Here is a 25,160-nt window from a genome sequence, read left to right as displayed (position 1 = left end):
TCAATTGATTACATCTTCGAATAGTTTTTCGTTTACAACGGCGACTCCACCTAAAAGACCAACATCTTCCCCTAGTTGATATAGGGCAATCTTAGACTTTTCACGTGACTTAGCCATACTGTAAATATTTAAAGCCTGTTGAATTGGAGTAATTAAATATTGATTTGCTTCTGCAACTGATCCACCTATTATTATTAATTCAGGGTTTAGAACCTGAATAAGCATGGAAATACCTCTGCCTAAGTCCAAACCTGCTTCGGAAAGGATGGTAATTGCCCTTTGATCACCTGACAAGGCAGCATCTACCACAAGATTAGGCATGATATCTCCTTCGTGATTCCTAGCCATTCTGGCCAGTATGCTGTCTTTGTCCAGTTTGATAGCTTCTTCAGCCATTTTCACAATAGCTGTACCTGAGGCTACTGCCTCCAAGCAACCTTTTTTGCCACATATGCAGGTTACATCTCTTGATTCAAAGATCGGAGAATGGCTAAATTCTCCAGCGAAACCTGATGCTCCTTGATATAATTTTCCGTCAATGATGATTCCCAGTCCGATTCCCCAGCCTATAAAAAGGCCAAGAACATTCTTATGACTTCGATCTGTTGCAAATTTATATTCTGCTAGCGTCATTGCTCGGGCATCATTCTCAAGAAATATTTTCTTAGAAAATCTAGATTCAAGGTTTTCTAGTAGAGTTTTATTCCCAAACCTTAAATACGTATAGTTCACACCACCAACCGAATCTGTTAAGCCTGGCATAGAAAAACCCATTGCAATAACTTTATGGGCTGGAATACCTGTCTTTTCGAGATACGCTTCTATAAAAGTACATATGCGATCAAAGGTTTCCTTTTCGTTGTCTAGGCTTATTCTATGACTTTCCTTAGTGGTAGTCAGGGTTTGATTGCATGAATAAAGTGCAAGATTCATGTTGAACTTAGAAAGATCGACAGAAAGCACATAAAAAGCATCGGGGGCCAGTCTATATAAATCTGGTTTACGTCCACCTTGTGATTCCGCGCGTCCTTGTTTGATAACTTCTCCACTTGTAATCAAATCACCAAGCAGTGAATTGACAGTAGGCAAGGAGATGCCGACTTCAGCACATATTTCGCTGGCAGTATTTGCCCCCTTTGTATACAGGTTTTTAATAATCTTAATTTTGTTTAGGTAGCTTTTTATTTCTACCACTCCTTCCATTTTTTGGATTATCTCTTGTGGATTTATTAAGTGCATAGGTCTAAGTTATTCCTGAATTACGGCAATTTTCGAGTTTCAAAAAAGTACTTTTTTAAAAAAATAAGTTAATGGTAGATTATAAGTCGTGATATCGCCCAATTCTAGTGGGTGTGGCTATGGTTTTTTTGCAAAAGATTCGAAATGTGATATTTTTTTTAAGGAATGCGTTTTCTCTCTGAATTAATTATTTTTGACATTCACATTTTTAAAACAGATATGGATTTACTTGATAAGAATAGTCAACTAAATGAAAATGAGGTGTTTCAAAAAGTAGAGGACTTTTTGAAGGTAAAAGGTTTTAGAATTGGAGTTAAAGATGATCAAAGACCTTGGGGCGGATTTTTTGCATTGGATGAAAAACAAATTCGAGAATTTGCAGCAATGTTTTTCGAAGACGTTGAATTTTCTGAGCTTCAATTAAAACAGAAACTAAGTCCGAAATTTCTATTGGTGGCTCCTGGAGCTCGACTTTCATGGCAGTACCATCATCGTAGAGCTGAAATCTGGAAGCTTATTGATGGAGAGGCTGGTATAGTAAGGAGCCCAACGGATGAACTTGGGAAGCTGGAGAAAATGGATCTTGGTAAAACTATTTTCCTAGCACAAGGCGAAAGGCATCGATTGGTTGGATTGGATTCATGGGGGTTAGTTGCAGAAATTTGGATGCATACAGATCCTCAAACCCCGTCAAGTGAAGAGGATATTGTGAGAGTGGAAGATGATTATGCTAGAAAATAAAAAAGCTCGGATTTTAGTCCGAGCTTAAAAGCTTTAAAGTTTCCGTCTGTTGCTCAGTCACCCTGAAATAAACTTCTAGTCATTAATAATAATCCAAAAGGACTAGCCTAAGGAATGATTGATCTTCATTGTAAATACTTGAACTTTAAAATATTATATTTTATAAGTAGTCAGTGTTTTTTGAAGAGCTTTCTATAGGGAATCTATTTTTTTTGCTATTTCTTCAGCTTCTGCTGCCAAGCGATCAGCTTCCTTTCTATTAACTTGTGATGCTTTGTGCACCTCTGCTAGTTTTTTAGAATAAGCTTCCTGTAGTTTTTCTTTCTCTGATTTCTTATTAAATAATCCGAACATGATGAGTTTTAGTATAGAAACTCTGAATTTTCAACAATGTTTTCCATTAATTGAAATTGAGCAAACTGTTCAATGGCTCTTCCTGAATCTCATCGTTTTTGTAGTTGATCAAATCTTCTAAGCGTCCAGCAGGATTATAGTATCTCCATGGTCCTTCCTTTCTACCTTCTTTCATTTGACCTTCGGAAGCTTTCCTGCCATTTTCATGGTAGAAAACCCAAGTTCCGTCCGCCTTACCTAAAACATAATTTCCTTCGGATTCTTTCTTGCCAGTCACATAGTAGGTAATCCTGGTGCCGTTGCCGTCTTTCAGCGTGCCTTTGTCAAGGGTAGAGCTTCCCTCATACGTATTATAGTCACTTACATTCATGAGGCGTCCATTGTCCCAAAATTCTTCTTGAGTAAGTTGTTTATTGTCATAAAATAGACCCCAAATACCATCTTCAAAGCCAATATTGTAACTACCTACAGATTTAAGTTGCCCGCCATCGTAATAGTACACCCACTGCCCATTTTCAAGTCCTAAACTATACTCTCCCTCTCCAACAAGAATTCCAATCTTATTGAAATATTTCCAAAGGCCTGTTTTTAAGTCATTTCGATATTCTCCTATAGAGTAAATCTCTCCATCTGGGAAATAACTCTTCCAAACACCCGTCTTCATTCCGCTAGCGTATTGCCCGGAAACTGAAACTTGTCCTGAACTGTGATATTCTACGTATTCACCGACGGGAACTCCGAGTTCGTAGGTTTTACGTTTTGCTATTGATTTGTTAGGGAAATACTCCTCCCACGTTCCTACTGCGATTCCATTCTCATACTTCTCTATTCTAGCAAGTCGTTGGTTTTCATAATAATATTTCCAAGTCCCAACGCGATTGCCATTTTCGTCATAATACTCTTCTGATTCTTTGGTTTTGGTTCCTGGGAAATATCGAACCCATTCCCCTACTTTCTTACCATTATTATAATTGCCTTCCTCAACTATCAGATTTGGGTAAGTAAATCTCTTAAATGTTCCATCTAATTCCCCTTGCTTATATAAAGCCTCGGTGACTAGGACACCTTCTGGGTCATACTCTAAAAATGGTCCTTCTTTCACTCCATTTACATAGAATTCTCTGGTAGCTACCTCACCAAAGTCATAATATTGTACCCACTGACCAGTTTTTTTGCTGTTTATATATTGGCCTTCTAGTGATATTTGAGTTGCATCTATGTAATCTGGTACTCCAGTTTTGCCGAAATATTCTATATACTTACCTACAATAACTGAGTCCTGAAAAATCATCTCTTTCTTTAATGCTCCATCTGCATCATAAAGTTTAGAAGGCCCAAAAAGTATCCCGTCTTTATATTCTGCTACTACTTTTCTTTTACCATCTGGGTAAAAACTGGTCCAACTACCTTCTCTGACGCCATTTTTAAAGGTTCCTTCAGTGAGTAAGACATTTGTTTTGGGATTATAATATTTCCATAATCCTTCTCGCAATGAATTTGTAACAATACCTGTAGCCATCAGCGTAGAGTCAGAATTATATTGCCGGACCATAGAGCTTTCTTGGGCCAATACTGGCGTGCTGAAAAGGATTATTGCGATTAGGAGGTATTTCATGTGTTTATATTTTTTTTTAAGGCCACCCCGACTAGTCGGGGCAGGCTATGGAATCTCGCAAGGTTGATAATCTGCTTTTTAGGTGAAGCTTCTATTATGCTCGATTTCATAAGGTTTTTAGTTCGTCTAGATTCCATGGGTTAGTTGAAATCTTTCAAAAGGATAATCTGAATAGTTTACGAAGGATCTTCATTCCTGTTTAAAAATAAGTTAATTCCAGCTTTATCCCATTTTTTCCGAGAGTAAGTAATTCAGATTTTTTAGTTCATCCAAAATTCTGGTCTTAATTTCTGAGGCAGACTTAATAGGAATTGGTTTGTGCCATTGATAAAACGATGAGTTTGCTATTTCATTTTCTTTAGGTGTATTAGTCGCTGCAAAATTCAAAAGGATTTCTGGATAATCCCATGGTGTTTCTGATAAGTCAAACAGCCAATTCTCACTTTTCAGTTGATTTAAAGGCGCTTTTGGGTGTTTATTTCCTATCAATACAAATAGGAAAATACCATGTCCAAACCAGTTTAGCAGGCGAATGTTTAGACCGTTTTCTTGATCAAAATCTCTAATTAAATCCAAAACGTGGTAAGGGAATCCTAGTAGGTTATTTCCTTTGGATAGTTTTACACCACGACTCCTAGAATGAATTTTGACCAGGCCTTCTGAGTCTATTGCGTTTCCTATATCAGAGAGGATTTTCCAGAATTTAGCTTTTAACCTATTTTGGCGTGGTATCACCTCTTGGTCAAGCCAAAGTTGCAAGTCTATTTCATTCGGATTTTCTACCATTTACCATTGGAGTAATGCTGAAGCCCAAGTGAATCCAGAGCCAAAGGCGGCAAGACAAATCAAATCTCCTTCCTTGATTTGGCCCTGTTCCCATGCTTCGCTAAGCGCAATAGGGATGGTGGCTGCCGTAGTATTTCCTTTGGTCATGATGTTGTTGAAAACCTTTTCGTCAGGCAGACCCAGCTGCTTTTGAATGTATTGGCTGATCCGAAGGTTGGCTTGATGTGGAACGAGTAAATCAATAGCGGATTGATCCAGTTGATTTGCATCAAGTGCTTCTTTGATCACTTCCATGAATCTCACTACAGCATGCTTGAAAACAGCATTACCATTCATTTTGAGAAAAAAACTTCCAGATTCGATCAGTTCTGGAGATATTCTAACCTCTCGACTACTTCCAGGATCTTTGCAATATAATTCCTCTGCATGCTCCCCTTGGGAATGTAAGTGTGTACTTAGAATTCCCGGTTGGTCAGATTCTGCAGCACCAAGGACTGCAGCACCGGCGCCATCCGCGAAAATGACTGAACTAGAGCGGCCTTCGTCACTTTTGTCCAAAGCGGAAGATTGGATCTCAGCACCGACAACCAGGATTTTTTTGTACATACCAGTTTTGATAAACTGATCTGCGATGGAAAGTGCGTAGATAAATCCTGAACAGGCGTTACGGATATCCAGAGCTCCAATGGTTCCTAGTCCTAATTCACGCTGGAGTAAGACTCCATTTCCAGGAATGAAATAATCAGGAGTGATGGTGGCAAAAACAATAAAGTCAATTTCAGTAGCCTGAACTCCAGCTCTGTCCATGGCCATTATTGAGGCCTCTTTTGACATGCTAGTGACCGTGTCTACCCCTGGAGTAAACCAGTGGCGAGATTCTATCCCCGTTCGTTCGACGATCCACTCATTGTTAGTGTTCATCATCTCAGAAAGCTCATGATTGGTTACACTGCGCTCTGGAACATAGTGGCCGACTCCTAAAATCCTCGATTTTTGCATGTCAATTTGGGTTATTCATAAAATTGAATGACAATATCGCGAGATCAATTTACTCTAGCAAAGGCGAGAAGGATTAGCGGTAGAATTAACCAAACAGCGTATAATTTCCATGCTGATCCATAGGAGAGGTCTTGCGGATGACAGCTGGACTATCATTCTGAACTGAATTCACTAAGGGTGAAACTGTAAAACCCAACATGGATTCTGCGGAATATGGTTTTAACATGGTCAAAAGCTCTTCTTCAGTAGCGTAACTATCCAGCCATTTTTTTTCGGCATCTCTATCTAAGATGACAGGCATTCTATCATGAATTTCAGAGACAACAGAATTAGGAGAGGTGGTTAGGATCAAAAAAGTATGCTGAGTTTCTCCATTCGCAGACTCATATTCCTCCCAGATTCCTGCAAAAGAAAATAGCTCGTCTTCGCGTAAAGTGAATCTGTATGGAACGGAGGTTTTCTTCCCAAGTCGCTTCCATTCATAAAAGCCATCTGCTGGAATAATGCACCTACGTTGTCGGAAGGCTGTTTTAAAAGAAATTTTTTCATTTACCGTTTCAGCTTTGGCATTGATGAGCTTCTGCGCCACAGGTCTGTTTTTGCCAAATTCCGGAGTGATTCCCCAATAGAAATAAGAAAATCCTTTCGGGCTCTGGGAAGTAATTACAGGGACTAATTGAGTTGGAGCGATGTTATATCTTGGTTTTAGATCAGTCAGCATTTCTGCTTTAAATCTCTCTTCAATTTCTTCTTTGCTTTTGCTTAGGGAATATCGTCCACACATAATTTTATATCGCTGTAATTGGCAGGAAGTTAGATAACAGCGCTTATAAATTCAACTGCCCGTCGTTCCGAATAATAAGGTTTTGATGAGTTTTCAGGAGAAAACCCCACATGACCTCCATGTTTTGGGAATTCGAAATGGACCTGATCAAGCGATTTAGCGAGATTTGTCGGGAAGCATTTTTCACTTAGAAAAGGGTCATTTAATGCGTTTAAGACCAATGTTGGGACTTTTATCTGATCGAGAAAATACAAAGATGAATTGACTTCGTAGTATTCTTCGGCATCTGCAAAGCCGTGAAGTGGCCCGGTAAAAAAATCATCAAAATCAGCCAAAGTTTTAATATTTCTTAGGGTTTCTACTGGGATTTGACCCGGGTGAGCTGCGGATTTATCTATAACTTTCTTTTTTAAGCTTCGCAAAAAGCGCTTGGAGTATAAGGTGTTTTCGGTTTCAGAGATTTTTCTGGAAGAACTTCCTAAATGCAGAGGAACAGAAATGGCTACACCTCGATGAATTTTAGGAAGGCTATTTCCTTTTTCTCCCAGATATTTCAGCGTCAGATTTCCACCTAAACTAAATCCAACTAGGTTAATTTCTTCATAAGAATTATAAACATGCTGCACGACTAAATCAAGATCGTAAGTGGCACCAGAGTGATAGAAAATCACCTGCTTATTCATCTCGTCGCTACAGCTTCGGAAATTCCAGGTAAGCACATCGTAGCCTTTTTCCAGAAAAGTATTTACCATCCCAAGCATGTAAGCTCTAGTGCTATTGCCTTCCAGACCATGACTGATTATGACTAATTTCGACTTGTTTTGGCGGTACCAATCCAAATCAAGAAAGTCACTGTCAGAAGTTAAAATTCGCTCTTTAACTGGATTAGGGGTTAAAACCTTCCTGAAAAGTGATGGGTAAATAGTTTCTAAGTGTGCGCTAAACAGCCACTTGGGTCTGGTGTAGGTGGAGTTTTCTAATAATGGCATATCAGGGAGATAGGGTTTAAAGGCTGAAATGCTTGGGGAAATTACTAGTTTTAAATTTGATTAAAGCCATTATAAAAACTATTTTTGGACACTTTAAAAACGAACTAGCGCGGAATAACCTATGGCCGAAATAATAAGAATGCCTAAAATGAGCGACACCATGGAAGAAGGTGTGATTGCTGCATGGTTGAAAAAAGTTGGAGATTCAGTGAAACCGGGAGATATCTTGGCTGAAGTAGAGACCGACAAAGCAACGATGGAGCTTGAATCCTATGACGAGGGTGTGCTTTTATATATTGGAGTTAAAGAGAAAGATGCAGTGCCTGTGAATGGCGTGATCGCTGTGATCGGAGAGAAAGGTGAGGACTACCAGCACCTTCTTGACGGTGGTGAAGACTCTACATCAGACAAAAAAGAAGCTCCTAAGAAAGAAGAAAAGGAGGAAGAGTCAAAAGAGAAAGATAACAATCCTGGCTCTGAAAAATCCGAAGCTCCAGCTGAGAAAATTGATACTTCAGATATCAATGCAATGGTGATCACCATGCCGAAAATGTCTGATACCATGCAAGAGGGTACGATTGCATCTTGGCTGAAGAAAGTTGGAGATGAGGTGAAATCTGGCGAAATAATCGCAGAAGTAGAAACGGATAAGGCGACGATGGAACTGGAGTCATATGACGACGGAACCCTATTATATATAGGAGTTGAAGCTGGGGATTCTGTTCCTGTTGATGGCGTGATCGCTGTGATCGGTGAAAAAGGTGCCGATTACGAGACCCTGTTGAAAGCTCAAAAAGCTGAATCTTCCGAAGCGCCTGCAGAACCTAAATCTGAACCAGCTAAAGAAGAGAAGAAGGAAGAAGCCCCAAAGGCTAAAGCAGAATCTTCCACAAGCAGTGCTCCTGCAACTACTGCAGATGGCGATCGATTGAAAGCATCTCCTTTGGCTAAGAAAATGGCTGAAGATAAGGGGATTGATATTAGAACTGTAAGTGGTTCAGGTGACGGTGGAAGAATCGTGAAGAGAGATGTAGAGAACTTTGTGCATGCTGCTGCTCCTCAAGGAGGTGAAGCTGTTGGTACTGCTGCTCCAGGACTTGGTGTAGAAAGCTTCAAAGAGGAGAAAGTTTCTCAGATGAGAAAAGTGATCGCTAAGAGACTTGCAGAAAGTAAGTTTGGCGCGCCTCACTTCTACGTGACCATGGAAATCAACATGGACAAAGCGATCGAAGCTAGAAAAAGCATGAATGAAATCGCTCCGGTGAAGATTTCCTTTAACGATATGGTGATCAAAGCTACAGCAGCAGCTTTGCGCCAGCATCCTAAAGTGAACTCTAGCTGGCTAGGGGATAAGATCAGATATAATGACCATATCCATATAGGTATGGCAGTAGCAGTGGATGAGGGACTTCTTGTTCCTGTGATCAGATTTGCTGATAGTCTTTCACTTTCTCAGATTTCTACTCAGGCGAAAAGCCTTGGTGGAAGAGCAAAAAATAAAGAATTGCAACCTAAGGATTGGGAAGGAAATACCTTTACCATCTCTAATTTGGGTATGTTCGGAGTGGACGAGTTCACTGCGATCATCAATCCACCTGATGCATGTATCCTAGCAGTAGGAGGTATCAAGGAAACTGTCATCGTGAAAGATGGTCAGATGCAAGTCGGTAATGTGATGAAAGTGACTTTATCTTGCGACCACCGAGTGGTAGATGGTTCTATTGGAGCTGCCTTCCTGATTACATTGAAAAGTTTACTCGAAGATCCAGTTAGAATACTGGTTTAAGAAAACTATAAACTGCCAAAAAGTCCTGATTTCAGGACTTTTTGCTTTTTGTACGTTTATTGGTATGTACCCAACACACAATAACCACAGACATGACAAAAATTAAATCAACAACTGTAGTTGCGATCAGACATAATGGAGAGGTAGTGATAGGAGCAGATGGTCAGGCGACTTTAGGAAATACAATAGCAAAAAGCAGCGTAAAAAAATTGAGAGTTTTGCAGGGAGGTAAAATTGTTACCGGATTTGCTGGGTCAACTGCTGATGCATTTACACTTTTAGAGAAATTCGAAGAGAAGCTTGGAGCATTTGGAAATAATATGAAGCGTTCAGCCGTAGAGCTTGCTAAAGAGTGGAGAACGGACCGGATGCTTTCTAAGCTGGAAGCCATGATGATCGTCGCGGATAAGGATGATATTTTAATTATTTCTGGAAATGGTGATGTAATCGAACCTGATATGGAAATAGCTACCATTGGGTCAGGAAGCATGTATGCCCAGTCAGCGGCTAGAGCGATGAAGCAATTTGCCCCGCAAATGACTGCTGAAGAAATGGTAAGAGAAAGTCTGAATATCGCTGCTGATATCTGTATATATACTAATCACAACTTGGTGATAGAAAAAGTCACAGGATGAACTTATCCAGACTAAATATTTCGAACCGAAGTTAATACTTCGGTTTTTTTTATGTTTTTCTAAACCTGTTGGTCTTGTTGGCTGTTAACCAAATGTAAAAAGAGTTACTATGGAAACTACCACTGTTAAGAAAACTACAAAGAAGGATTATAGAAAGGTGATTTTGGATGGATTTAAAAACCATGTGCTTGAGCATGGTGAATTACCCAAGTCAGTTTTCAAGTTTGCTAAGGATTTGAAGATGAAGGAGGAGGTGTTTTACACTTACTTCACTTCGTTTGAATCGATAAAATCTACAATCCTAGTTGATATTTTTGATGAAACTCTAGTAGATATTGAAAAACAAGGTGTTTTCGAAGAGTATTCTGCTCGTGAGAAGTTTTTGAGCTTTCTGTTTACCTGGATTGAAGTCTTGAAGAAAAACAGGTCTTATTTATTGAGTATGTACGAGAATAAGGCAAAGTCAGCTATGGCTTTACCCAAAGAATCCTCGGAATTCAAGGAGAAGTTTAAAGCTTTTGCCAGTGAGATAATTTTAGAAGGAAAAGAGACAGAAGAGATCGCATCGAGACCTGTCATTTCGGATCGTTACGACGAGGCGCTTTGGATTCAAGTTGGATTTGTATTCAGATATTGGCTTGATGATAGATCCCCAAGATTTGAAAAAACCGATGCGGCAATTGAGAAATCAGTGAATTTAGCTTTTGACCTAATGGGTAAAAGTGCACTGGATTCATTTCTTGATTTTGCAAAATTCATGTATCAGTCTAAATAGGCCATGACAGATAACTTAAACGAGCAGCAGGCGATCCCTGTCTCAAAAGTGCAGCGTGCTGCCAAATTCATTTCTACTGGAGCAAAAGTAGGAGGCAACTATGTGAAGCATTACGCCAAGAAAATGGTGAATCCAAGCATGGACAGAGAGGAACTGCATCAGAATAATGCAACTGACATTTACTCTTCGCTCAGTCAGCTCAAAGGCTCCGCGCTGAAAGTAGCACAGATGATGTCCATGGATAAGAACCTTTTGCCGCGGGCATATCAGGATAAATTCACCATGGCGCAGTATTCTGCACCGCCACTCTCTTACCCTTTGGTGGTAAAGACTTTTCAGAAATATTTCAGCAAATCTCCAGATCAGGTTTTTGATACGTTTACCCGTTCGGCTGTGAATGCAGCCTCAATTGGGCAAGTTCATCAAGCTACGCTTGGAGATAAAAAGCTAGCTGTAAAAATCCAATACCCTGGCATAGCTGATTCGGTGAGTTCAGATTTGAAACTGGTAAGGCCATTTGCTCTGCGAATTTTGAACATGAATGAGAAAGAACTTGATCATTATATGGAAGAGGTGGAGGAGAAGCTTATTGAAGAGACAGATTATGTGTTGGAAGTGATGCGCTCCAGAGAGATTTCCGGAGAATGTAGCCATATTCCTAATTTAAAATTCCCTGTTTATTACGATGAATTAAGTGCTGATCGGATCATCACCATGGATTGGATCGAAGGTGCGCACATGAAAGAATGGCTGGCAACTAATCCAAGTCAAGAATCCAGAAATCAAATCGGACAGGCACTTTGGGAGTTTTACCACCATCAGGTACATAACTTAAAGCAGGTTCATGCTGATCCACATCCAGGTAATTTCATCATTCAGGAAAATGATCAGTTGGGAATTATTGATTTTGGTTGCGTTAAAATCATACCTGAGGATTTCTATCAAGGCTATTTTGCATTAATCAAAAAGGATTTGTTGATCAACAATAGTGAGCTTGATCAGGTTTTCTTCGATTTGGATTTTATATCGGAAAAGGACAGTCCTGAAGAGCAGCTTTATTTTAAATCTGTCTTTAGAGAAATGATTTCTCTGTTAGGAAAGCCTTTCCATGTTGATAAATTTGATTTTTCAGATGACGGCTTTTTTGAGAAAATATTCGCTTTGGGAGACCGTATTTCTAACGATAAGATGTTCAAAAAATCAAGGCAGGCCAGAGGTTCTAGACATGGATTATATGTCAACAGAACCTATTTTGGCTTGTACAATCTGCTAAATCAGCTTCAAGCCGAAGTAGTTACTACTAAGCCAGATTGGCTGAAGTAACTCGTTCTATCTTTAGGAATGCAGTTCTGGCTGATTAATAGTCCCGAAAGGGACGAATTTTACATTTTATAGAAAAAAGCGAATTTTTATTTGCTAAAAAAGTTAAAATCTTATCATTCAAGAATTCTAAAAAAGAATCAAATTATATTATCTAACTGATAAAACTATTAGATAGAATATAGTCTGTTCTATTTCAGATATATACAAGAAAGTGTTTTCTTTATTCGACTTTTAGTCGATCCTGATGAAAATTGAATATAAGTAAATTGTTAGGATTAAAATGCAGTAAAAATTTTTCTAGAAAAAGTATAATTTTTTTGATTTTCCTTTGAAGTAGCCATCATTTTTTTGGCTGTAGGTTACAAGTCTATTTATCAATAGATTGTGCCAGATTTTAGGTTTTCAGCGAATAAAAATATCATTGAACCTAATAATTTGCCCAGATAAACCCGAAATGAATTTAAAATGGATAATTTCAAGATCTATTTTTGTTTGCCCAAAGTAATTAAGTGGAGCTTTATTTTTACGATCACATTTGTGGCAGTAATACTAACTGGGCTTCCTGCCCAGAGCCAAATAAAGGAAGTTAAGCCCGATCTAAAATTCCAAAGGATAAGCGATGGGCTCATTAATAACAGGATTTCGGCTGTCTTTCAGGATAAACTCGGATTTATTTGGGTTGGCACTCACAGTGGACTACACAAGTACAATGGCTTGGATTTTCAGGTTTATGTATCTGATTCAGAATCTACCAGTATCAACAATAAGTATATTGGGGCGATTTTCGAGGATAGTGATAATCAATTGTGGATAGGAACTGGAGATGGAGTAGCGAGTTACAATAGAGAATCGGATGATTTCACTAGGTTTAAGCTTATTTCCGAGGATAGTGCTCATGCAGGGGAGGGTAACTTGGTACACAGCATTTTAGAAGACAGCAGTGGGAAAATATGGGTTTCCAGTATTGCTTCAGGTTTGTTTTTTTTTGATCCCAATAAGAACCAGTTTCTGTCTTATAAAGACGGCCAACTTGGTTCAATAAATGGAATGGTTGCCGGAGATGATGAAGTGCTATGGCTTGCAACTCAGCAAAATGGTCTTATTAAGCTGAAGACTTCAAGTGGGCAGATGATATATTTTCAGCATGATCCTACCGATCCACATTCGATCAGTTCAAATAATATTAAAACGGTTGCTATAGATGATGAAGGGAATCTTTGGGCAGGAGCCCGGAGTAAAGGGCTCAATAGAATGATAGTGTCAGATGACAAGGTCAGTTTTGTTCGGTACCTTCATGAACCTGGAAATCCGCTTAGCCTTAACAATAATACAATATTTAAGCTCTACGTAGATCCAAAAGGGAATCTCTGGTCCTGTAACGAAAATGGCGGACTCCATCTATACAATAAAGAAAAGGATGGTTTTTTCAGGTATTTACATGACCCCACAAATCCTACCAGTCTCACTCATAATTCCATCTGGAATATTTTTCAGGACAAGCAGGATAGGTACTGGGTGGGTACAGCTCAATCTGGTATAAACGTAGCTGATCCATATACCTCCAAGTTCACCCATTATTACAATAATTCATCAAATCCGGAAAGCCTTAATAATGATATTATTAGGGATTTTTTGGAGACTAAAAGTGGAAATATCTGGATAGCTACAGACGGAGGTGGCTTAAACTACTTCGATAGAGCGAAAGGTAATTTTAAAACCTTCACAAACGATCCTCAAAATCCGAACTCCATGAGCTCTGATGCTGTGATCAGTCTGAATGAGGACGAGGCAGGAAGGCTTTGGGCAGGTACTTGGGCCGGTGGGATTAATATTTTACTGGATGAGGAGAATGGTGTATTTACCAGTTTTAAGGATTGGATAAAAAATGACACGTATCCGATCCAGCATGTTTTTGATGTGCATTTTGATGAGAATTACATATGGATAGCCGCATTCGACGAAGGACTGTATCGGTATAATAAAAGCACTGCTGCGCTTAAACTTTTTAAAAAGGACGAGAATGATGCTGAAAGTATTTCTTCGAATCAAATATTGCGGATTTTTGAGGATAGCAATGACAACCTGTGGATTGGATCGCATTCTGGCTTGAGTGTGATCCAATCAAAAGACAAGTCAACAGGGAAATTCAAAGTTTATAATCCTTCTGATTTAGACCCAAATAGTATTCCCAGCAATTATATTCGGCAGATCTTTGAAGACCAAAAGAAGAATATTTGGATAGCAACTGAAAAAGGGCTGTCGAAGTATGACCCCGCGGGAGATAATTTCCTCACATTCACGCAGAAGGATGGGTTGCCAGTGAATGAAATCAACTCCATAGTAGAAGATGATCGTGGTTATTTATGGCTCGGTACTATTAAGGGAATAGTGAAATTTGATCAAAACAATCTGGAATTTACGAAATTTGAAAAGCATGATGGTTTGCAGGGAAATGAATTTTCTCGGTATTCGGTACTTAAAACTAGAACTGGTGAATTGCTTTTTGGAGGAATGAATGGTTTTAACCTTTTTCATCCCGACCGCTTAAACTCGAATCCAAATGTACCTCCGGTTTACTTTACGGATTTTAGATTATTCAATCAATCAGTAGATTTTAAAAAAGCCGATTCTCCATTACAAAAGCATATTTCTCAAACCGATTCTATCACACTGACTTATAAAGAAAATGTGCTCACCTTTGAATTTATAGCCCTCAATTACACCCATCCTGAGCAAAATCAATATGCTTATATATTGGAAGGATTTGAGGAAGAATGGAATTATGTAGGTGAGCAGCGCAACGCTACATATACCAATCTTAACCCAGGTAGGTATGTTTTTAGGGTAAAATCTTCCAACAATGATGGCCTATGGAATGAAGCTGGAGCTTCATTGGTATTAGTAATAACTCCACCTTTCTGGAAGACAGAATGGTTTATTATTTTGTCTTCACTACTAGTTATATTTCTCTTACTACTTGCTTATAAATGGAGAGTCCGTACAATCAAAGCACAAAACTTGCAGCTTGAAAACACTGTAAAAGAGCGGACCACTATGCTGAAACACGCTAACCTAGAATTGAAAAACCATATCAATGAAAAGGACAAGCTCTTAAGTATCATCGGCCATGACCTGAGAAATCCTTTCACTTCTATCATTGGTTACATGGAGCTTTTGGAGGATGAATTCGAGGACTCTGGGAATTCACAGCATCTGGAGAATATTCAATACCTCTTAAATGTCTCCCGTAATACGCATAACTTACTTGAAAACCTGTTGCATTGGGCAATCAAAGAAACTAAGTTGTTTGAAATCAAAGCTGAAGTAATTCAGATGAGTAAATTAATAGAGACCGCCAGTGCGATGGTTTCTTCTCAGGCTGACTATAAAAAAATTAGACTGGAAAAATTCTGTCCAGAGAATATTTATGTGTCTGCTGACCAGAATATGATATTGACGGTGATGAGAAACTTAATTTCCAATGCTATCAAGTTCTCCAATCAAAATGGAATAATAGATATACATGTTCAGGAGAAAGAAGGAGATGTTGTCATTTCTGTACGCGACCATGGGACAGGAATGGATGAAACAGTGCTCAATAGGCTTTTTTCAAAATCCATTCAACAAAAACGTGGGACCTTGGGAGAGGTAGGAACTGGTTTGGGTTTGGTCCTTTGTCAGGAAATAATTCAAAAACATGAAGGTGAAATTTGGGTCGAAAGCCAACTCGGCAAAGGAAGTACCTTTAGTTTTTCGCTGAAGAGTTATGTGAATTATGAAGTTGAAATCAAGTGCATGGGCTGAGATTCTATTTCCTTGTAGTAATTAGGAATTATGTAAATCCGCTTTTTCACCAGTTGCCAAATTTATGGCCTTTCTATGTATCATGAATTTAATTCACAGCTCGAAAAAGATCCGAAGGATTGCAACGATTCAAATCCCTCGGCAAAGCCGGGGGTATAAAACTAATATCCTTTGCAGCCCTGAAAGAGCGAAACTTTGAAGTTCCGCCCTTTCAGGGCTATGGTTTACTACTTTATCAACCTCCCTGAACTTGCGTACAGGGTTATGAATGGTTTGGCACCTTCGGCGCCATGTGTAACTTCAGTTTCATAATTATAGAAAAAATTTGCGTTTTACTAAGTTTTATACTGAATACATTTCTATGCTGGTAAGATTGAGGATAGTCTTATTAGGGTAATCATATCCTATGAAATAATAATAGAGAGTTGAATAAATATCCTCAATATACTTGTATGTAGAAGTTTGTAAGATTGAAAAAAGGGAAGCAATTGCTTCCCTTTTTTATGCGTTAGTTAGCCGAATAAGTGACCCGATAGATCACTCCAGCCATATCATCGGAAATCAGCAGACTTCCATCTTTCAACTCTTGGACATCGACTGGTCGTCCCCAAGCTTCCTGAGCTTCCACATCTAGCCATCCCGTGGCGAAATCTTGCTCGCCAGATGCAGTTGAACCGTCAACATTTAAAGAAGTAAGCACATAGCCTGATTTCTTACTTCTGTTCCAGGAGCCATGTTTAGCTATAATTACTTTGTTTTTGTATTCCGAAGGAAACATATCTCCTTGATAGAATCTCATTCCTAAAGGAGCTACGTGTGCACCCATTTTGGCTGCTGGAGCGACATAATCACTGGCAGGACCACCTTTGTCTCCAAATTCAGGATCTTTCACAGTTCCTTCGTGCCAATAAGGGTATCCGAAGTGCTGGCCAGCTTTAGTTATATGGTTTAACTCACAATTAGGAACATCATCACCAAGCATATCTCGGCCATTGTCTGTGAACCACATATCTCCAGTTTTCGGATCCCAATCAAACCCAACAGAATTTCTCACTCCATGAACATATACTTCTGGGGTAGGATTTGAAGAGTTGACATCCATTCTAGTTATCGATGCAAAAATTTCATCCTCAGATTCGCAAATATTACACGGTGCTCCAACTGGTACGTAGAGCATTCCGTCTGGGCCAAAGTCTATGAATTTCCATCCATGGTGGGTTTCTGTAGGGTATTCATCATAAACAATTTCATATTTTGGATCATTAAGATTGTTTAAGATGTCTTTAAACCGAATGATTCTACTCACTTCAGCCACATAGAGGTCACCGTCTTTATATGCAACTCCGTTAGGCATCTGGAGATCTTCTGCTAAGATAAATTTGGTGTCAGCTTTGCCGTCGCCATTCTCGTCAATTACAGCATAAACATTTCCTTCCTGTCTGGTGCCTACGAAAACAACCCCTTCTTCAGAGATTGCCATCTCACGGGCATTTGGAATATCAGCTGCCCAAACATCAATTTTAAAATTCTCAGGCAACATGATTTCGTCAAGTTTCACATCTGCTTTTGCTTCGCTGATATCACGTTTGTTCGCACTATTCGGGGTTTCAAAGCTTTGAGCTTCAGCTTTTTGGTTTTGCTCGCAACCAAAAGCTAGAAGGGTAATTCCTATTCCAAGAAGGATTGAATAATTAGTTAAGTATTTCATAATTGGGTGTTTCTTTGATATAGTAAGTTAAGAAACATTCAGAATGTTTGGGAATGAAAAGGTTATGAGCGGGTTAATGGTTAATTTTGCGCCATGTTATCGATTTCCAATCTCTCTTACTTCATCGGAGGGCGTCCATTGTATGAAAACGCCAATTTGCACATCAAACCAAAGGACAAAATTGGCCTTGTAGGTCAAAATGGTACCGGTAAATCCACGCTCTTGAAAATTATCAACGGCGACTATCAGCCGAGTTCAGGAGAAGTTCAAAAGGCAAAGGATTGTACCATTGGCTTTTTGAACCAAGATTTGCTATCCTATCAGTCTGACGATAGTATTTTGAATGTGGCCTTGGCGGCTTTCAAGGAAACTTTGGCGCTTCAAGATGAGATAGATGAAATCTTGAAAAAGATGGAAACGGATTATTCCGATGAGATGATCAATAGGTTGGCATTTCTTCAGGAAAGATTCGAAGCGAATGAAGGCTATACGATCAAAGCCAAAGCGGAAGAAGTGCTTGAAGGAATTGGTTTTAAGTCTGCAGATTTGAATAAACCGCTACGAACGTTTTCCGGTGGCTGGAGGATGCGTGTCATGCTTGCCAAACTTTTGTTGGAGAAACCTTCCTTGCTGATGCTCGATGAGCCTACCAACCACTTGGATCTTCCTTCCATCGAATGGGTGGAGAATTACATGAAGAACTACGAGGGCGCTGTTATAGTCGTTTCCCACGATCAGACATTTTTAGATAACTGTATCAGTAGCACCGTAGAAGTGGCGAGTAATACGCTGACATTATATTCCGGAAATTATTCCTTCTATAAGGAAGAGAAAGTGGAGCGAATGGAAATCCAGCAGAATGCCTATGAGAATCAACAGCAGATGATCAAGCAGACTGAGAAGTTTATTGAGAGATTCCGTGCAAAAGCGACGAAATCCAATCAGGTCCAGTCTAGAATCAAGGCGCTGGATAGATTGGATCGAGTACATGAAGTAGTGAGTGATGAGGTTTCAGTGAATTTCAAATTCAAATTCACAAAGCAGTCTGGGCGTGATGTCATCACTTTGGATAACATCTCGAAGGCTTATGGTGATAATATAATTCTGAAAAATACTACCGCGCGTATCGAAAGAGGTGATAAAATTGCCCTGATCGGAGCAAACGGAAAGGGTAAGTCAACTTTGCTTAGAATCATCGATGGCTCCGAAAAAAATCTACAGGGTGAAAGAACTGAAGGCTATAATGTAAATAAATCGTTTTTTGCGCAGCATCAGTTAGAGGCTCTGACCTTAGATAATGAGATTTTGCAGGAAATGGCGCAGGCAGGCAGTGCGAAATCTGAAATGGAGCTTCGTGGGGTTTTGGGGTGTTTTTTGTTTACGAATGAAGAAGTGTTCAAAAAGATCAAAGTATTATCTGGAGGAGAGAAATCCAGAGTTGCTTTGGCCAAAACCTTGATTTCAGAATCTAACTTTTTGCTTCTCGATGAGCCTACCAACCACCTTGATTTCCAGTCGGTAAATATATTGATTCAGGCATTGCAGCAGTACGAGGGTACTTTTGTGACTGTTTCTCACGACAGACACTTTATCAGAGGTGTGGCAAATAAGATTTGGTACATAGAGAATCATGAGATCAAGGAATACTTGGGTACTTATGCGGAGTATGAAGCTTGGCGTGAAAAACAAGCTGTAGTAGCTCCGGTACAAACTGTACAAAAGCCAGAGAAAAAGGAACAGCCTAAAGCCAAGGCTCCAGTAAATAATCCTGAAGTTCAGCAAGCTAAAAAAGACCTTAGAAAACTTGAGGAAGAGCTTGAGAGGGTAGAAAAAGAAGTGGAGAAACTGGAGGAGAAAAAGTTAGGATTGGAGCGTAAAATGGCTGATCCAGAACTGTACTCAAGAGAAGAGGAAGCTCAGGAAGTTCAGGAAAGTTACCAAGGAGTTCAATCCAAGCTGAAAGCTTCAAATGAGCAATGGGAAGAGTTAGTTGACAAAATTTCCAATCTACAGGAAGTCCTTTCCTAGTAAATTTTAGATTTGGTCTTCATTTTGCCTATTTTTCAGGATGAAGACCAAATCTGTTTTTTTTAGCTTTTTACTAAGCATATCAGCTATTTTCCATCTTTTTGCGCAGCAACTGGAGGATAAAGTATATAAGGATCATATACAGTCAGTCCGTTTATTTCCTGCTGGAGTGACTTTTGATGCGTCTATTGACGCGCCAGTTGTTCCACTGAGATCTGGGAAGCCGTTGGTTTTGCTATTTGATGATTTAGCATATGATCCAGAACTCTATACTGCCAAATTAATTCATTGTGATGCTGATTGGCAGAAGTCTCAGCTCAAGGACAATGATTTTTCACCCACCTTCAACGAGTTCAATATTCAGGATTATGAATATTCTGTCAATACTCGAATCCCATACATTCATTACCGATTTGAACTTCCTAGCGTTTTAAAATCAGGGAATTATATTTTAAAAGTTTATAGGCAACGGGATGAGTCAGATGTGATTTTGACAAAACGCTTCATGGTTTATGAGGAGACTTTTCGAGTAGGAGCATCGATTGTTCCGCCATCGCAGACAGCTGATCGAAGTACTTCCCAGCAAATAAATGTTGTAGTAAACTACTCTGCTGGAGAAGTGACCAATCCTGATGGACAGATCAAAGTGCTTATTCGCCAAAATCAACGTTGGGACAATGCGAAATTTTTGGCTAAGCCAACTTTTATGAATGAGAGTTCAAAAATATTAAGGTATGAGTCATTTGATGGAAGTAATACATTTGATGCTGGTAATGAATTTCGCTTCGTTGACTTGAGGTTCATCAGGGCAAATGGAGTAAACATCGCAAATATGCGAGTAGAGACAGATGTGATATTTGCTGATGGAAACATTAATAAACCAAGACCTGAGACAGCGTATTCTCAGTATTTGGATTTGAATGGACAATATATAGTTGAAACAAAGGATCGCCCGGGTGGAAATCCAGAAATGGAAAGCGAATATATGCTAATGACTTTCAGGTTGGCAATAGAAGAAACATCAGATCCTGTTTACCTTTTGGGGGCATTGACCAATTGGGGAAAAGCCCCTGAGGCAAAAATGGAATGGGACCCGAAAATGGGCGTTTATGTAACCTCTCTCCTTGTAAAACAAGGTTGGTATGATTACCAATATGCTTATTTGAGAAATGGAGAATTTGAAACAAAGCCTTTTGAAGGCAGTTATTTTGAAACTGAAAATGAGTATGAGGTCCTGGTTTATTTTAGGAACCTTGGCTCACGTTACGATCAGCTTGTAGGTTATATTTACTTGCATCCGAACAGACGAAGACTTTAAAAGAAAAATCCCTTCCGAAACCGGAAGGGATTTTTTTATGATTCTTCTGAAGATGAATCTTCATTATTATCTTCGGTGGGTGGGGCGACGTTTTCACGTGTACGCTCGCCACTTGGCTTGTAAGGAACAAATCCTTCTCTCTTAAATTTGTAAGTTGTAGTTCTTGGCCCAGTTGGGTGATTAGCCAAATCTAGCATACCAAAACCTTTGTGGGTAAATGCTCCCAAACCACATTTGAATACGAAGTCCTGAACTTCAGGTGCTGCGTATAAGGTAATTGGAAGGGTGTATCCTCTTACTTCATACTTTACATCCATGTCATAGACGGCATAGATTCTAGCAAATTTCTTCTGAGCTTCCTTGAGTTTATTTACATAAACCATATCTGGAACTACCTGAAACTTGTAGAAAGTTTCCATTTGCTCGGGAGTGTACCAGCCTGATCGCTCCATTCTAGTAAGAGTTGATTCATAAAGCAGGTCGGAAAACTCATCGCTATCCGGGCTAATGAAACGTTTACCTGCTTCCTCATTGAAAGCTGGAGTGATCAAGACCAATGGGGAAATACAAACAAATTTGTTTGAAGTCTCCAACACCGGCTCTACTTCGATTTCAGTATATTCAGGGACCATTATCAGGTTACCAAGCTCGATTTTTGGGGTGGCAAAAACCTGCTCTAGCAGATAGTCCATGAAGTCTTCACTTTGGGAAGACAATACTAGGGTTACTAAACTGGAATAGTAGTGCAATCCACTTCTACTAACTTTAGTCTGGCCTTTTAGACCAGAGAAGTTGAAGTAGTTATAGTTGTAAAACTCTTCTCTTCCACCTTTCACAATAAGACCTTTGAGGAATTGCGCCAGAATATACTGGTGGTGAAAAGGCAGGTACGAACCCTTGTTTTTTAGGGAAAATATTAGTCTAACTCTCACGGTAAATTAAAAATAAAATGAGACAATAAATAAGATAAAATCGTAACGTATTGGGTGAATAAGCAATTACAAAATTATCATTTTTTTTGAGAAAATATTACACATTAAACCTAAAATGCATAATGTCGCCATCTTGAACTACGTATTCTTTGCCCTCGATAGCGATTTTTCCATTTTCTCGACATGCTGCTTCAGTTTTGAACTTCTGATATTCAGCTAGTTTGATTACTTCAGCTTTGATGAATCCTCTCTCAAAATCTGTATGAATTACTCCTGCTGCTGCCGGAGCTTTCCAGCCTTTTTTGATAGTCCAGGCTCTAACTTCCTGCACACCAGCTGTGAAATAGGTAATCAGGTCTAGTAGTGAGTACGCACCACTGATCAATTTGTTTAGCCCACTTTCTTCCAAACCATATTCTCCAAGAAACATTTCTTTCTCCTCAGGGTCATCAAACTCAGCGATTTGCTCTTCTATTGCGGCGCAAAGGACAATTACTTCAGCATTTTCATCCTTCACTTCTTCGCGAAGTTTGTCAACATATTGGTTTCCTGTTTGTAGACTTTCTTCATCTACATTGGCTACATAGATTACAGGCTTTATAGTTAGCAAATGCAAATCCCTAACGGCCTCCAAGTCTTCTTTTTCCACTTCTACAGATCTGGCATTCTTGCCATTGGTAAGTGCTTGCTTGAATTCCAATAGAGTTTCCAATTCTTTTTTGGCTTTTGCATCACCTGCTTTAGCTACTTTTTCGGTCTTCTGGATTTTCTTTTCCACTGATTCCAAATCCTTCAATTGAAGTTCGGTATCGATTACTTCCTTGTCAAATATTGGGTCTACTCCGCCAGCTACATGGACTATATTTTCATCGTCGAAGCATCTTATTACATGAATAACAGCATCTACCTCGCGGATGTTTGCAAGAAATTTGTTTCCTAGGCCTTCTCCTTTGCTGGCTCCTTTTACAAGGCCAGCGATATCCACGAATTCAATCACAGTAGGCAGGACTCTATTTGGATTTACAAGTTCTTCAAGGATTTGAAGTCTTTTGTCAGGGACGGTCACAACACCCACATTTGGCTCGATCGTGCAAAAAGGGAAATTAGCTGCCTCAGCTTTTGCACTCGAGAGAGCGTTAAACAGAGTGGATTTCCCTACGTTTGGAAGTCCAACAATGCCACATTGTAATGCCATTAATTTGTTATTTTATTTGAAATATTCTGTAAGATTTATACCCTTTATAGAACTCCAAAATAAATACTCTAAAGATCGTATAAACCGGTATGGCAAAGATCATCCCGAGAACTCCGGCGATTTTTGCCCCGGCAAAGATAACAACAAATATTTCAAGGGGATGCGCTTTTACAGATTTAGAAAAGATCATTGGCTGTAGAAATATGTTGTCAGTGATCTGTACTAGGCCAAAAACAGAAAGAATTTTAATTATCAGGTAATTTAATTCTGTGTTTGTTTCAAAAGATCCAGAAGAAATACCGACTATAATACCGAATAAAGCCCCTAGTAATGGGCCAGCGTAGGGGATTAGATTTGCCACAGCTGCAAAAAGTGCAATGGTTAGAGCATACTCCACGCCCATAAGGGTTAGACCAAAACTAGCTAAAGAAAAAATAGCTAGCATCTGCAATAATAGTCCTGAAAGATAATTTGAGAGCAGCTTTTCTACTTTGGTAAATGTCGCTACTGAAAGTTCGAAATAAGGGTTCGGAATCAAATTCAGCAGATTTCTGCGAAGCAAACCATTTTCCAGAAGTAGGAAAAAGCTGATAAAAGCGATAGCTATAGTGCCAATAAAAAGGCTACTGGTAGTATTGATGACTCCACTGATAAAAGAAGTAAAGTCAAAACTCTTGATCATTTCTATCATACTCGCTTTCAAGCTGCCAAATAAATAACCAGGTTGACCTTCCAGCAATTCATGCCTTAAAAGAAAACCTTCGACTCTACTCACCGGCAGCTGTACTTGCTCATAGATTCCGTTCAGATCTAGTTCACTGAGGATGATGATTTGGTTATTGATAAGTGGAAAAAACAGAAAGCTTAGCAATACTATTAAAAGAACTATCGCAGAGTAGGATAGGAGAATGGCGGACCATCTTGGAATATGCTGACCTAATAAATGGAAATCATTCAACTGATTTGTCAATGGGCGCAATAGTGCGGCGAGAATCAGAGAAATAATCAGGTAAAGTGTAATGTTTGAGAAATACCAACCAAACAGCAAGAAAACTGCTATGGATAAAATGAGATAAATGAAAAATCGCTGCATATTCTGAAATAAGAAAAGGAGACAAATCTGCCTCCTCTAATATACTATTTCTCTATTTTGAAACTATAAATCTGATGAATCCAATCAACTTATTCCCACTTGAGTTCATCGTTATACTCAGACTCTTCTTTCTCATATTGCTCGAAATCTACATCGGGAAGAAGTTCGTTTTTAACGTAATCAACAGATTCATTAAGTGCTTCAGCGAATTTGAAGAAATCCTCTTTGTAAAGAAAGATTTTATGCTTCTCGTAAGTGAAATTTTCCCCATTTACCTTTCTTTTACTTTCAGTTATAGTAAGGTAATAGTCATTTGAGCGAGTAGATTTAACATCGAAAAAATACGTTCTTTTGCCCGCTTTTACTTTTTTGGAGAAAATCTCCTCTCTGTCATAGCCTCTTTGATCGTCCACAATTCTTTATGTTTTAAGTATAAGGTTGTATAAAATTCAATCCAAGATAAAACATTTAGACCCGAGATTTCAAACCAGACCTTTAATATTTTTATCCATTAAGCTGGCTAATTAGGCTAAAACGTTAGAAATATGAAGCAAATTCTACTGTAAATCTATTTATTCGCCGTGCATCATGGCTTTTTTGGCCAATAGCTCTTCCTCAGTTTCGCGGTGATCAGGATCGTCTACGCAGCAATCTACAGGACATACTGCCGCACACTGTGGCTCTTCGTGAAAGCCATTGCATTCGGTGCACTTATCGGTCACGATATAGTAGAATTCATCCGAAACAGGTTCTTGCTTTTCATTTGCATCTATTACAGTACCGTCTTCTAATGTCACTTCATTTAAAGTAGTACCGCCTCCCCAAGTCCACTCTACGCCACCTTCATAGATCGCAGTGTTTGGGCATTCTGGTTCGCATGCACCACAGTTGATGCATTCGTCGGTTATCATTATAGCCATAACTTCAATTATTTAATGTTCAAAAGTAATAACCTTAAAGCTGTGAGGCAATAAAAAAGTTGTCACACTAACTAATTTAATTCGATTCTAAGGTTGCTTCCTTTCAAAAAGCCTAAATTTGTGACTTTAAATCCAA

21 protein-coding genes are annotated in these 25,160 nt (G+C 39.1%); 8 read left to right on the top strand and 13 right to left on the bottom strand.

Annotated features, from left to right (window positions below):
* Positions 1–1,239 carry an ROK family transcriptional regulator gene (locus tag ACPUEN_RS09870; RefSeq protein ID WP_111612226.1) on the bottom strand — a complete coding sequence of 413 codons (1,239 nt, stop codon included), beginning with the start codon at positions 1,237–1,239 and terminating at the stop codon, positions 1–3.
* A 219-nt stretch (positions 1,240–1,458) separates the two neighbouring features.
* Here ACPUEN_RS09870 and ACPUEN_RS09865 point away from each other — a divergent pair, with 219 nt between their 5' ends.
* Positions 1,459–1,980 (top strand): phosphoheptose isomerase, encoded by a 522-nt coding sequence (locus ACPUEN_RS09865; protein WP_425635725.1) that lies wholly within the window; start codon positions 1,459–1,461, stop codon positions 1,978–1,980.
* 192 nt (positions 1,981–2,172) lie between these two features.
* Here ACPUEN_RS09865 and ACPUEN_RS09860 read toward each other — a convergent pair whose 3' ends face one another.
* The 6 genes from ACPUEN_RS09860 to ACPUEN_RS09835 form a co-directional block, all read right to left on the bottom strand.
* Positions 2,173–2,334, bottom strand: a complete 162-nt coding sequence (locus ACPUEN_RS09860) for a Lacal_2735 family protein (RefSeq protein ID WP_111612225.1) — start codon at positions 2,332–2,334, stop codon at positions 2,173–2,175.
* 46 nt (positions 2,335–2,380) lie between these two features.
* Complete coding sequence (locus ACPUEN_RS09855; protein ID WP_425640147.1) at positions 2,381–3,949, bottom strand: toxin-antitoxin system YwqK family antitoxin; 1,569 nt, start codon at positions 3,947–3,949, stop codon at positions 2,381–2,383.
* Positions 3,950–4,171: 222 nt separating this feature from the next.
* Positions 4,172–4,735 carry a hypothetical protein gene (locus ACPUEN_RS09850; protein WP_425640145.1) on the bottom strand — a complete coding sequence of 188 codons (564 nt, stop codon included), beginning with the start codon at positions 4,733–4,735 and terminating at the stop codon, positions 4,172–4,174.
* Positions 4,736–5,734 carry a 3-oxoacyl-ACP synthase III family protein gene (locus ACPUEN_RS09845; RefSeq protein WP_425640143.1) on the bottom strand — a complete coding sequence of 333 codons (999 nt, stop codon included), beginning with the start codon at positions 5,732–5,734 and terminating at the stop codon, positions 4,736–4,738.
* A gap of 85 nt (positions 5,735–5,819) precedes the next feature.
* On the bottom strand, positions 5,820–6,518 hold the full coding sequence (locus tag ACPUEN_RS09840; RefSeq protein ID WP_425640141.1) for an SOS response-associated peptidase: 699 nt from the start codon (positions 6,516–6,518) through the stop codon (positions 5,820–5,822).
* A 29-nt stretch (positions 6,519–6,547) separates the two neighbouring features.
* On the bottom strand, positions 6,548–7,507 hold the full coding sequence (locus ACPUEN_RS09835; protein ID WP_425640139.1) for a YheT family hydrolase: 960 nt from the start codon (positions 7,505–7,507) through the stop codon (positions 6,548–6,550).
* Positions 7,508–7,628: 121 nt separating this feature from the next.
* Here ACPUEN_RS09835 and ACPUEN_RS09830 point away from each other — a divergent pair, with 121 nt between their 5' ends.
* The 5 genes from ACPUEN_RS09830 to ACPUEN_RS09810 all read left to right on the top strand — a co-directional run bounded on the left by ACPUEN_RS09830 (position 7,629) and on the right by ACPUEN_RS09810 (position 15,830).
* Positions 7,629–9,293: a pyruvate dehydrogenase complex dihydrolipoamide acetyltransferase gene (locus ACPUEN_RS09830; RefSeq protein WP_425640137.1), complete on the top strand. Its 1,665-nt coding sequence runs from the start codon at positions 7,629–7,631 to the stop codon at positions 9,291–9,293.
* A gap of 92 nt (positions 9,294–9,385) precedes the next feature.
* Positions 9,386–9,928 carry an ATP-dependent protease subunit HslV gene (gene hslV / locus ACPUEN_RS09825; RefSeq protein ID WP_425640135.1) on the top strand — a complete coding sequence of 181 codons (543 nt, stop codon included), beginning with the start codon at positions 9,386–9,388 and terminating at the stop codon, positions 9,926–9,928.
* A gap of 109 nt (positions 9,929–10,037) precedes the next feature.
* Positions 10,038–10,703, top strand: a complete 666-nt coding sequence (locus ACPUEN_RS09820) for a TetR family transcriptional regulator C-terminal domain-containing protein (protein ID WP_425640133.1) — start codon at positions 10,038–10,040, stop codon at positions 10,701–10,703.
* Positions 10,704–10,706: 3 nt separating this feature from the next.
* Positions 10,707–12,026 (top strand): ABC1 kinase family protein, encoded by a 1,320-nt coding sequence (locus ACPUEN_RS09815; protein WP_425640131.1) that lies wholly within the window; start codon positions 10,707–10,709, stop codon positions 12,024–12,026.
* Positions 12,027–12,491: 465 nt separating this feature from the next.
* Positions 12,492–15,830: a ligand-binding sensor domain-containing protein gene (locus ACPUEN_RS09810; protein WP_425640129.1), complete on the top strand. Its 3,339-nt coding sequence runs from the start codon at positions 12,492–12,494 to the stop codon at positions 15,828–15,830.
* Between the two features lie 508 nt (positions 15,831–16,338).
* Here ACPUEN_RS09810 and ACPUEN_RS09805 read toward each other — a convergent pair.
* Positions 16,339–17,538 carry a PQQ-dependent sugar dehydrogenase gene (locus tag ACPUEN_RS09805; protein ID WP_425640127.1) on the bottom strand — a complete coding sequence of 400 codons (1,200 nt, stop codon included), beginning with the start codon at positions 17,536–17,538 and terminating at the stop codon, positions 16,339–16,341.
* Between the two features lie 93 nt (positions 17,539–17,631).
* Between ACPUEN_RS09805 and ACPUEN_RS09800 the strand changes: the two genes are divergently transcribed.
* Both ACPUEN_RS09800 and ACPUEN_RS09795 read left to right on the top strand, forming a co-directional pair.
* A complete protein-coding gene (locus tag ACPUEN_RS09800; protein WP_425640125.1) occupies positions 17,632–19,566 on the top strand; it encodes an ABC-F family ATP-binding cassette domain-containing protein in 1,935 nt (644 codons plus the stop codon).
* A gap of 40 nt (positions 19,567–19,606) precedes the next feature.
* Complete coding sequence (locus ACPUEN_RS09795) at positions 19,607–20,884, top strand: DUF5103 domain-containing protein (protein ID WP_425640123.1); 1,278 nt, start codon at positions 19,607–19,609, stop codon at positions 20,882–20,884.
* A 35-nt stretch (positions 20,885–20,919) separates the two neighbouring features.
* Here ACPUEN_RS09795 and cas6 read toward each other — a convergent pair whose 3' ends face one another.
* The 5 genes from cas6 to ACPUEN_RS09770 all read right to left on the bottom strand — a co-directional run bounded on the left by cas6 (position 20,920) and on the right by ACPUEN_RS09770 (position 25,024).
* Positions 20,920–21,816, bottom strand: coding sequence for a CRISPR-associated endoribonuclease Cas6 (gene cas6 / locus ACPUEN_RS09790; protein WP_425640121.1), 897 nt, complete (start codon positions 21,814–21,816; stop codon positions 20,920–20,922).
* 97 nt (positions 21,817–21,913) lie between these two features.
* Positions 21,914–23,011 carry a redox-regulated ATPase YchF gene (ychF, locus tag ACPUEN_RS09785; protein ID WP_425640119.1) on the bottom strand — a complete coding sequence of 366 codons (1,098 nt, stop codon included), beginning with the start codon at positions 23,009–23,011 and terminating at the stop codon, positions 21,914–21,916.
* A 7-nt stretch (positions 23,012–23,018) separates the two neighbouring features.
* Positions 23,019–24,104, bottom strand: a complete 1,086-nt coding sequence (locus ACPUEN_RS09780) for an AI-2E family transporter (RefSeq protein WP_425640117.1) — start codon at positions 24,102–24,104, stop codon at positions 23,019–23,021.
* An 89-nt stretch (positions 24,105–24,193) separates the two neighbouring features.
* The gene (locus ACPUEN_RS09775; RefSeq protein ID WP_425640116.1) at positions 24,194–24,517 is read right to left on the bottom strand and encodes a DUF3276 family protein; all 324 of its coding nucleotides are present in this window, start codon (positions 24,515–24,517) and stop codon (positions 24,194–24,196) included.
* A 159-nt stretch (positions 24,518–24,676) separates the two neighbouring features.
* Positions 24,677–25,024, bottom strand: a complete 348-nt coding sequence (locus ACPUEN_RS09770) for a 4Fe-4S binding protein (RefSeq protein ID WP_111612206.1) — start codon at positions 25,022–25,024, stop codon at positions 24,677–24,679.
* Positions 25,025–25,160 lie beyond the last annotated feature (136 nt).

This window comes from Algoriphagus yeomjeoni, from assembly GCF_049821175.1.
Lineage (GTDB): Bacteria > Bacteroidota > Bacteroidia > Cytophagales > Cyclobacteriaceae > Algoriphagus > Algoriphagus yeomjeoni_A.
Note: the sequence above shows the minus strand (reverse complement) of the source record. Positions and strands in the feature narration are given on the sequence as shown.

Coding starts and splice junctions, on each gene's coding strand:
- ACPUEN_RS09805 (WP_425640127.1), bottom strand. CDS start 17,538: ATGAAATACTTAACTAATTATTCAATCCTTCTTGGAATAGGAATTACC.
- hslV (WP_425640135.1), top strand. CDS start 9,386: ATGACAAAAATTAAATCAACAACTGTAGTTGCGATCAGACATAATGGA.
- ACPUEN_RS09795 (WP_425640123.1), top strand. CDS start 19,607: ATGAAGACCAAATCTGTTTTTTTTAGCTTTTTACTAAGCATATCAGCT.
- ACPUEN_RS09850 (WP_425640145.1), bottom strand. CDS start 4,735: ATGGTAGAAAATCCGAATGAAATAGACTTGCAACTTTGGCTTGACCAA.
- ACPUEN_RS09830 (WP_425640137.1), top strand. CDS start 7,629: ATGGCCGAAATAATAAGAATGCCTAAAATGAGCGACACCATGGAAGAA.
- ACPUEN_RS09855 (WP_425640147.1), bottom strand. CDS start 3,949: ATGAAATACCTCCTAATCGCAATAATCCTTTTCAGCACGCCAGTATTG.
- ACPUEN_RS09835 (WP_425640139.1), bottom strand. CDS start 7,507: ATGCCATTATTAGAAAACTCCACCTACACCAGACCCAAGTGGCTGTTT.
- ACPUEN_RS09770 (WP_111612206.1), bottom strand. CDS start 25,024: ATGGCTATAATGATAACCGACGAATGCATCAACTGTGGTGCATGCGAA.
- ychF (WP_425640119.1), bottom strand. CDS start 23,011: ATGGCATTACAATGTGGCATTGTTGGACTTCCAAACGTAGGGAAATCC.
- ACPUEN_RS09815 (WP_425640131.1), top strand. CDS start 10,707: ATGACAGATAACTTAAACGAGCAGCAGGCGATCCCTGTCTCAAAAGTG.
- ACPUEN_RS09820 (WP_425640133.1), top strand. CDS start 10,038: ATGGAAACTACCACTGTTAAGAAAACTACAAAGAAGGATTATAGAAAG.
- ACPUEN_RS09800 (WP_425640125.1), top strand. CDS start 17,632: ATGTTATCGATTTCCAATCTCTCTTACTTCATCGGAGGGCGTCCATTG.
- ACPUEN_RS09810 (WP_425640129.1), top strand. CDS start 12,492: ATGGATAATTTCAAGATCTATTTTTGTTTGCCCAAAGTAATTAAGTGG.
- ACPUEN_RS09840 (WP_425640141.1), bottom strand. CDS start 6,518: ATGTGTGGACGATATTCCCTAAGCAAAAGCAAAGAAGAAATTGAAGAG.
- ACPUEN_RS09860 (WP_111612225.1), bottom strand. CDS start 2,334: ATGTTCGGATTATTTAATAAGAAATCAGAGAAAGAAAAACTACAGGAA.
- ACPUEN_RS09865 (WP_425635725.1), top strand. CDS start 1,459: ATGGATTTACTTGATAAGAATAGTCAACTAAATGAAAATGAGGTGTTT.
- ACPUEN_RS09845 (WP_425640143.1), bottom strand. CDS start 5,734: ATGCAAAAATCGAGGATTTTAGGAGTCGGCCACTATGTTCCAGAGCGC.
- ACPUEN_RS09780 (WP_425640117.1), bottom strand. CDS start 24,104: ATGCAGCGATTTTTCATTTATCTCATTTTATCCATAGCAGTTTTCTTG.
- ACPUEN_RS09870 (WP_111612226.1), bottom strand. CDS start 1,239: ATGCACTTAATAAATCCACAAGAGATAATCCAAAAAATGGAAGGAGTG.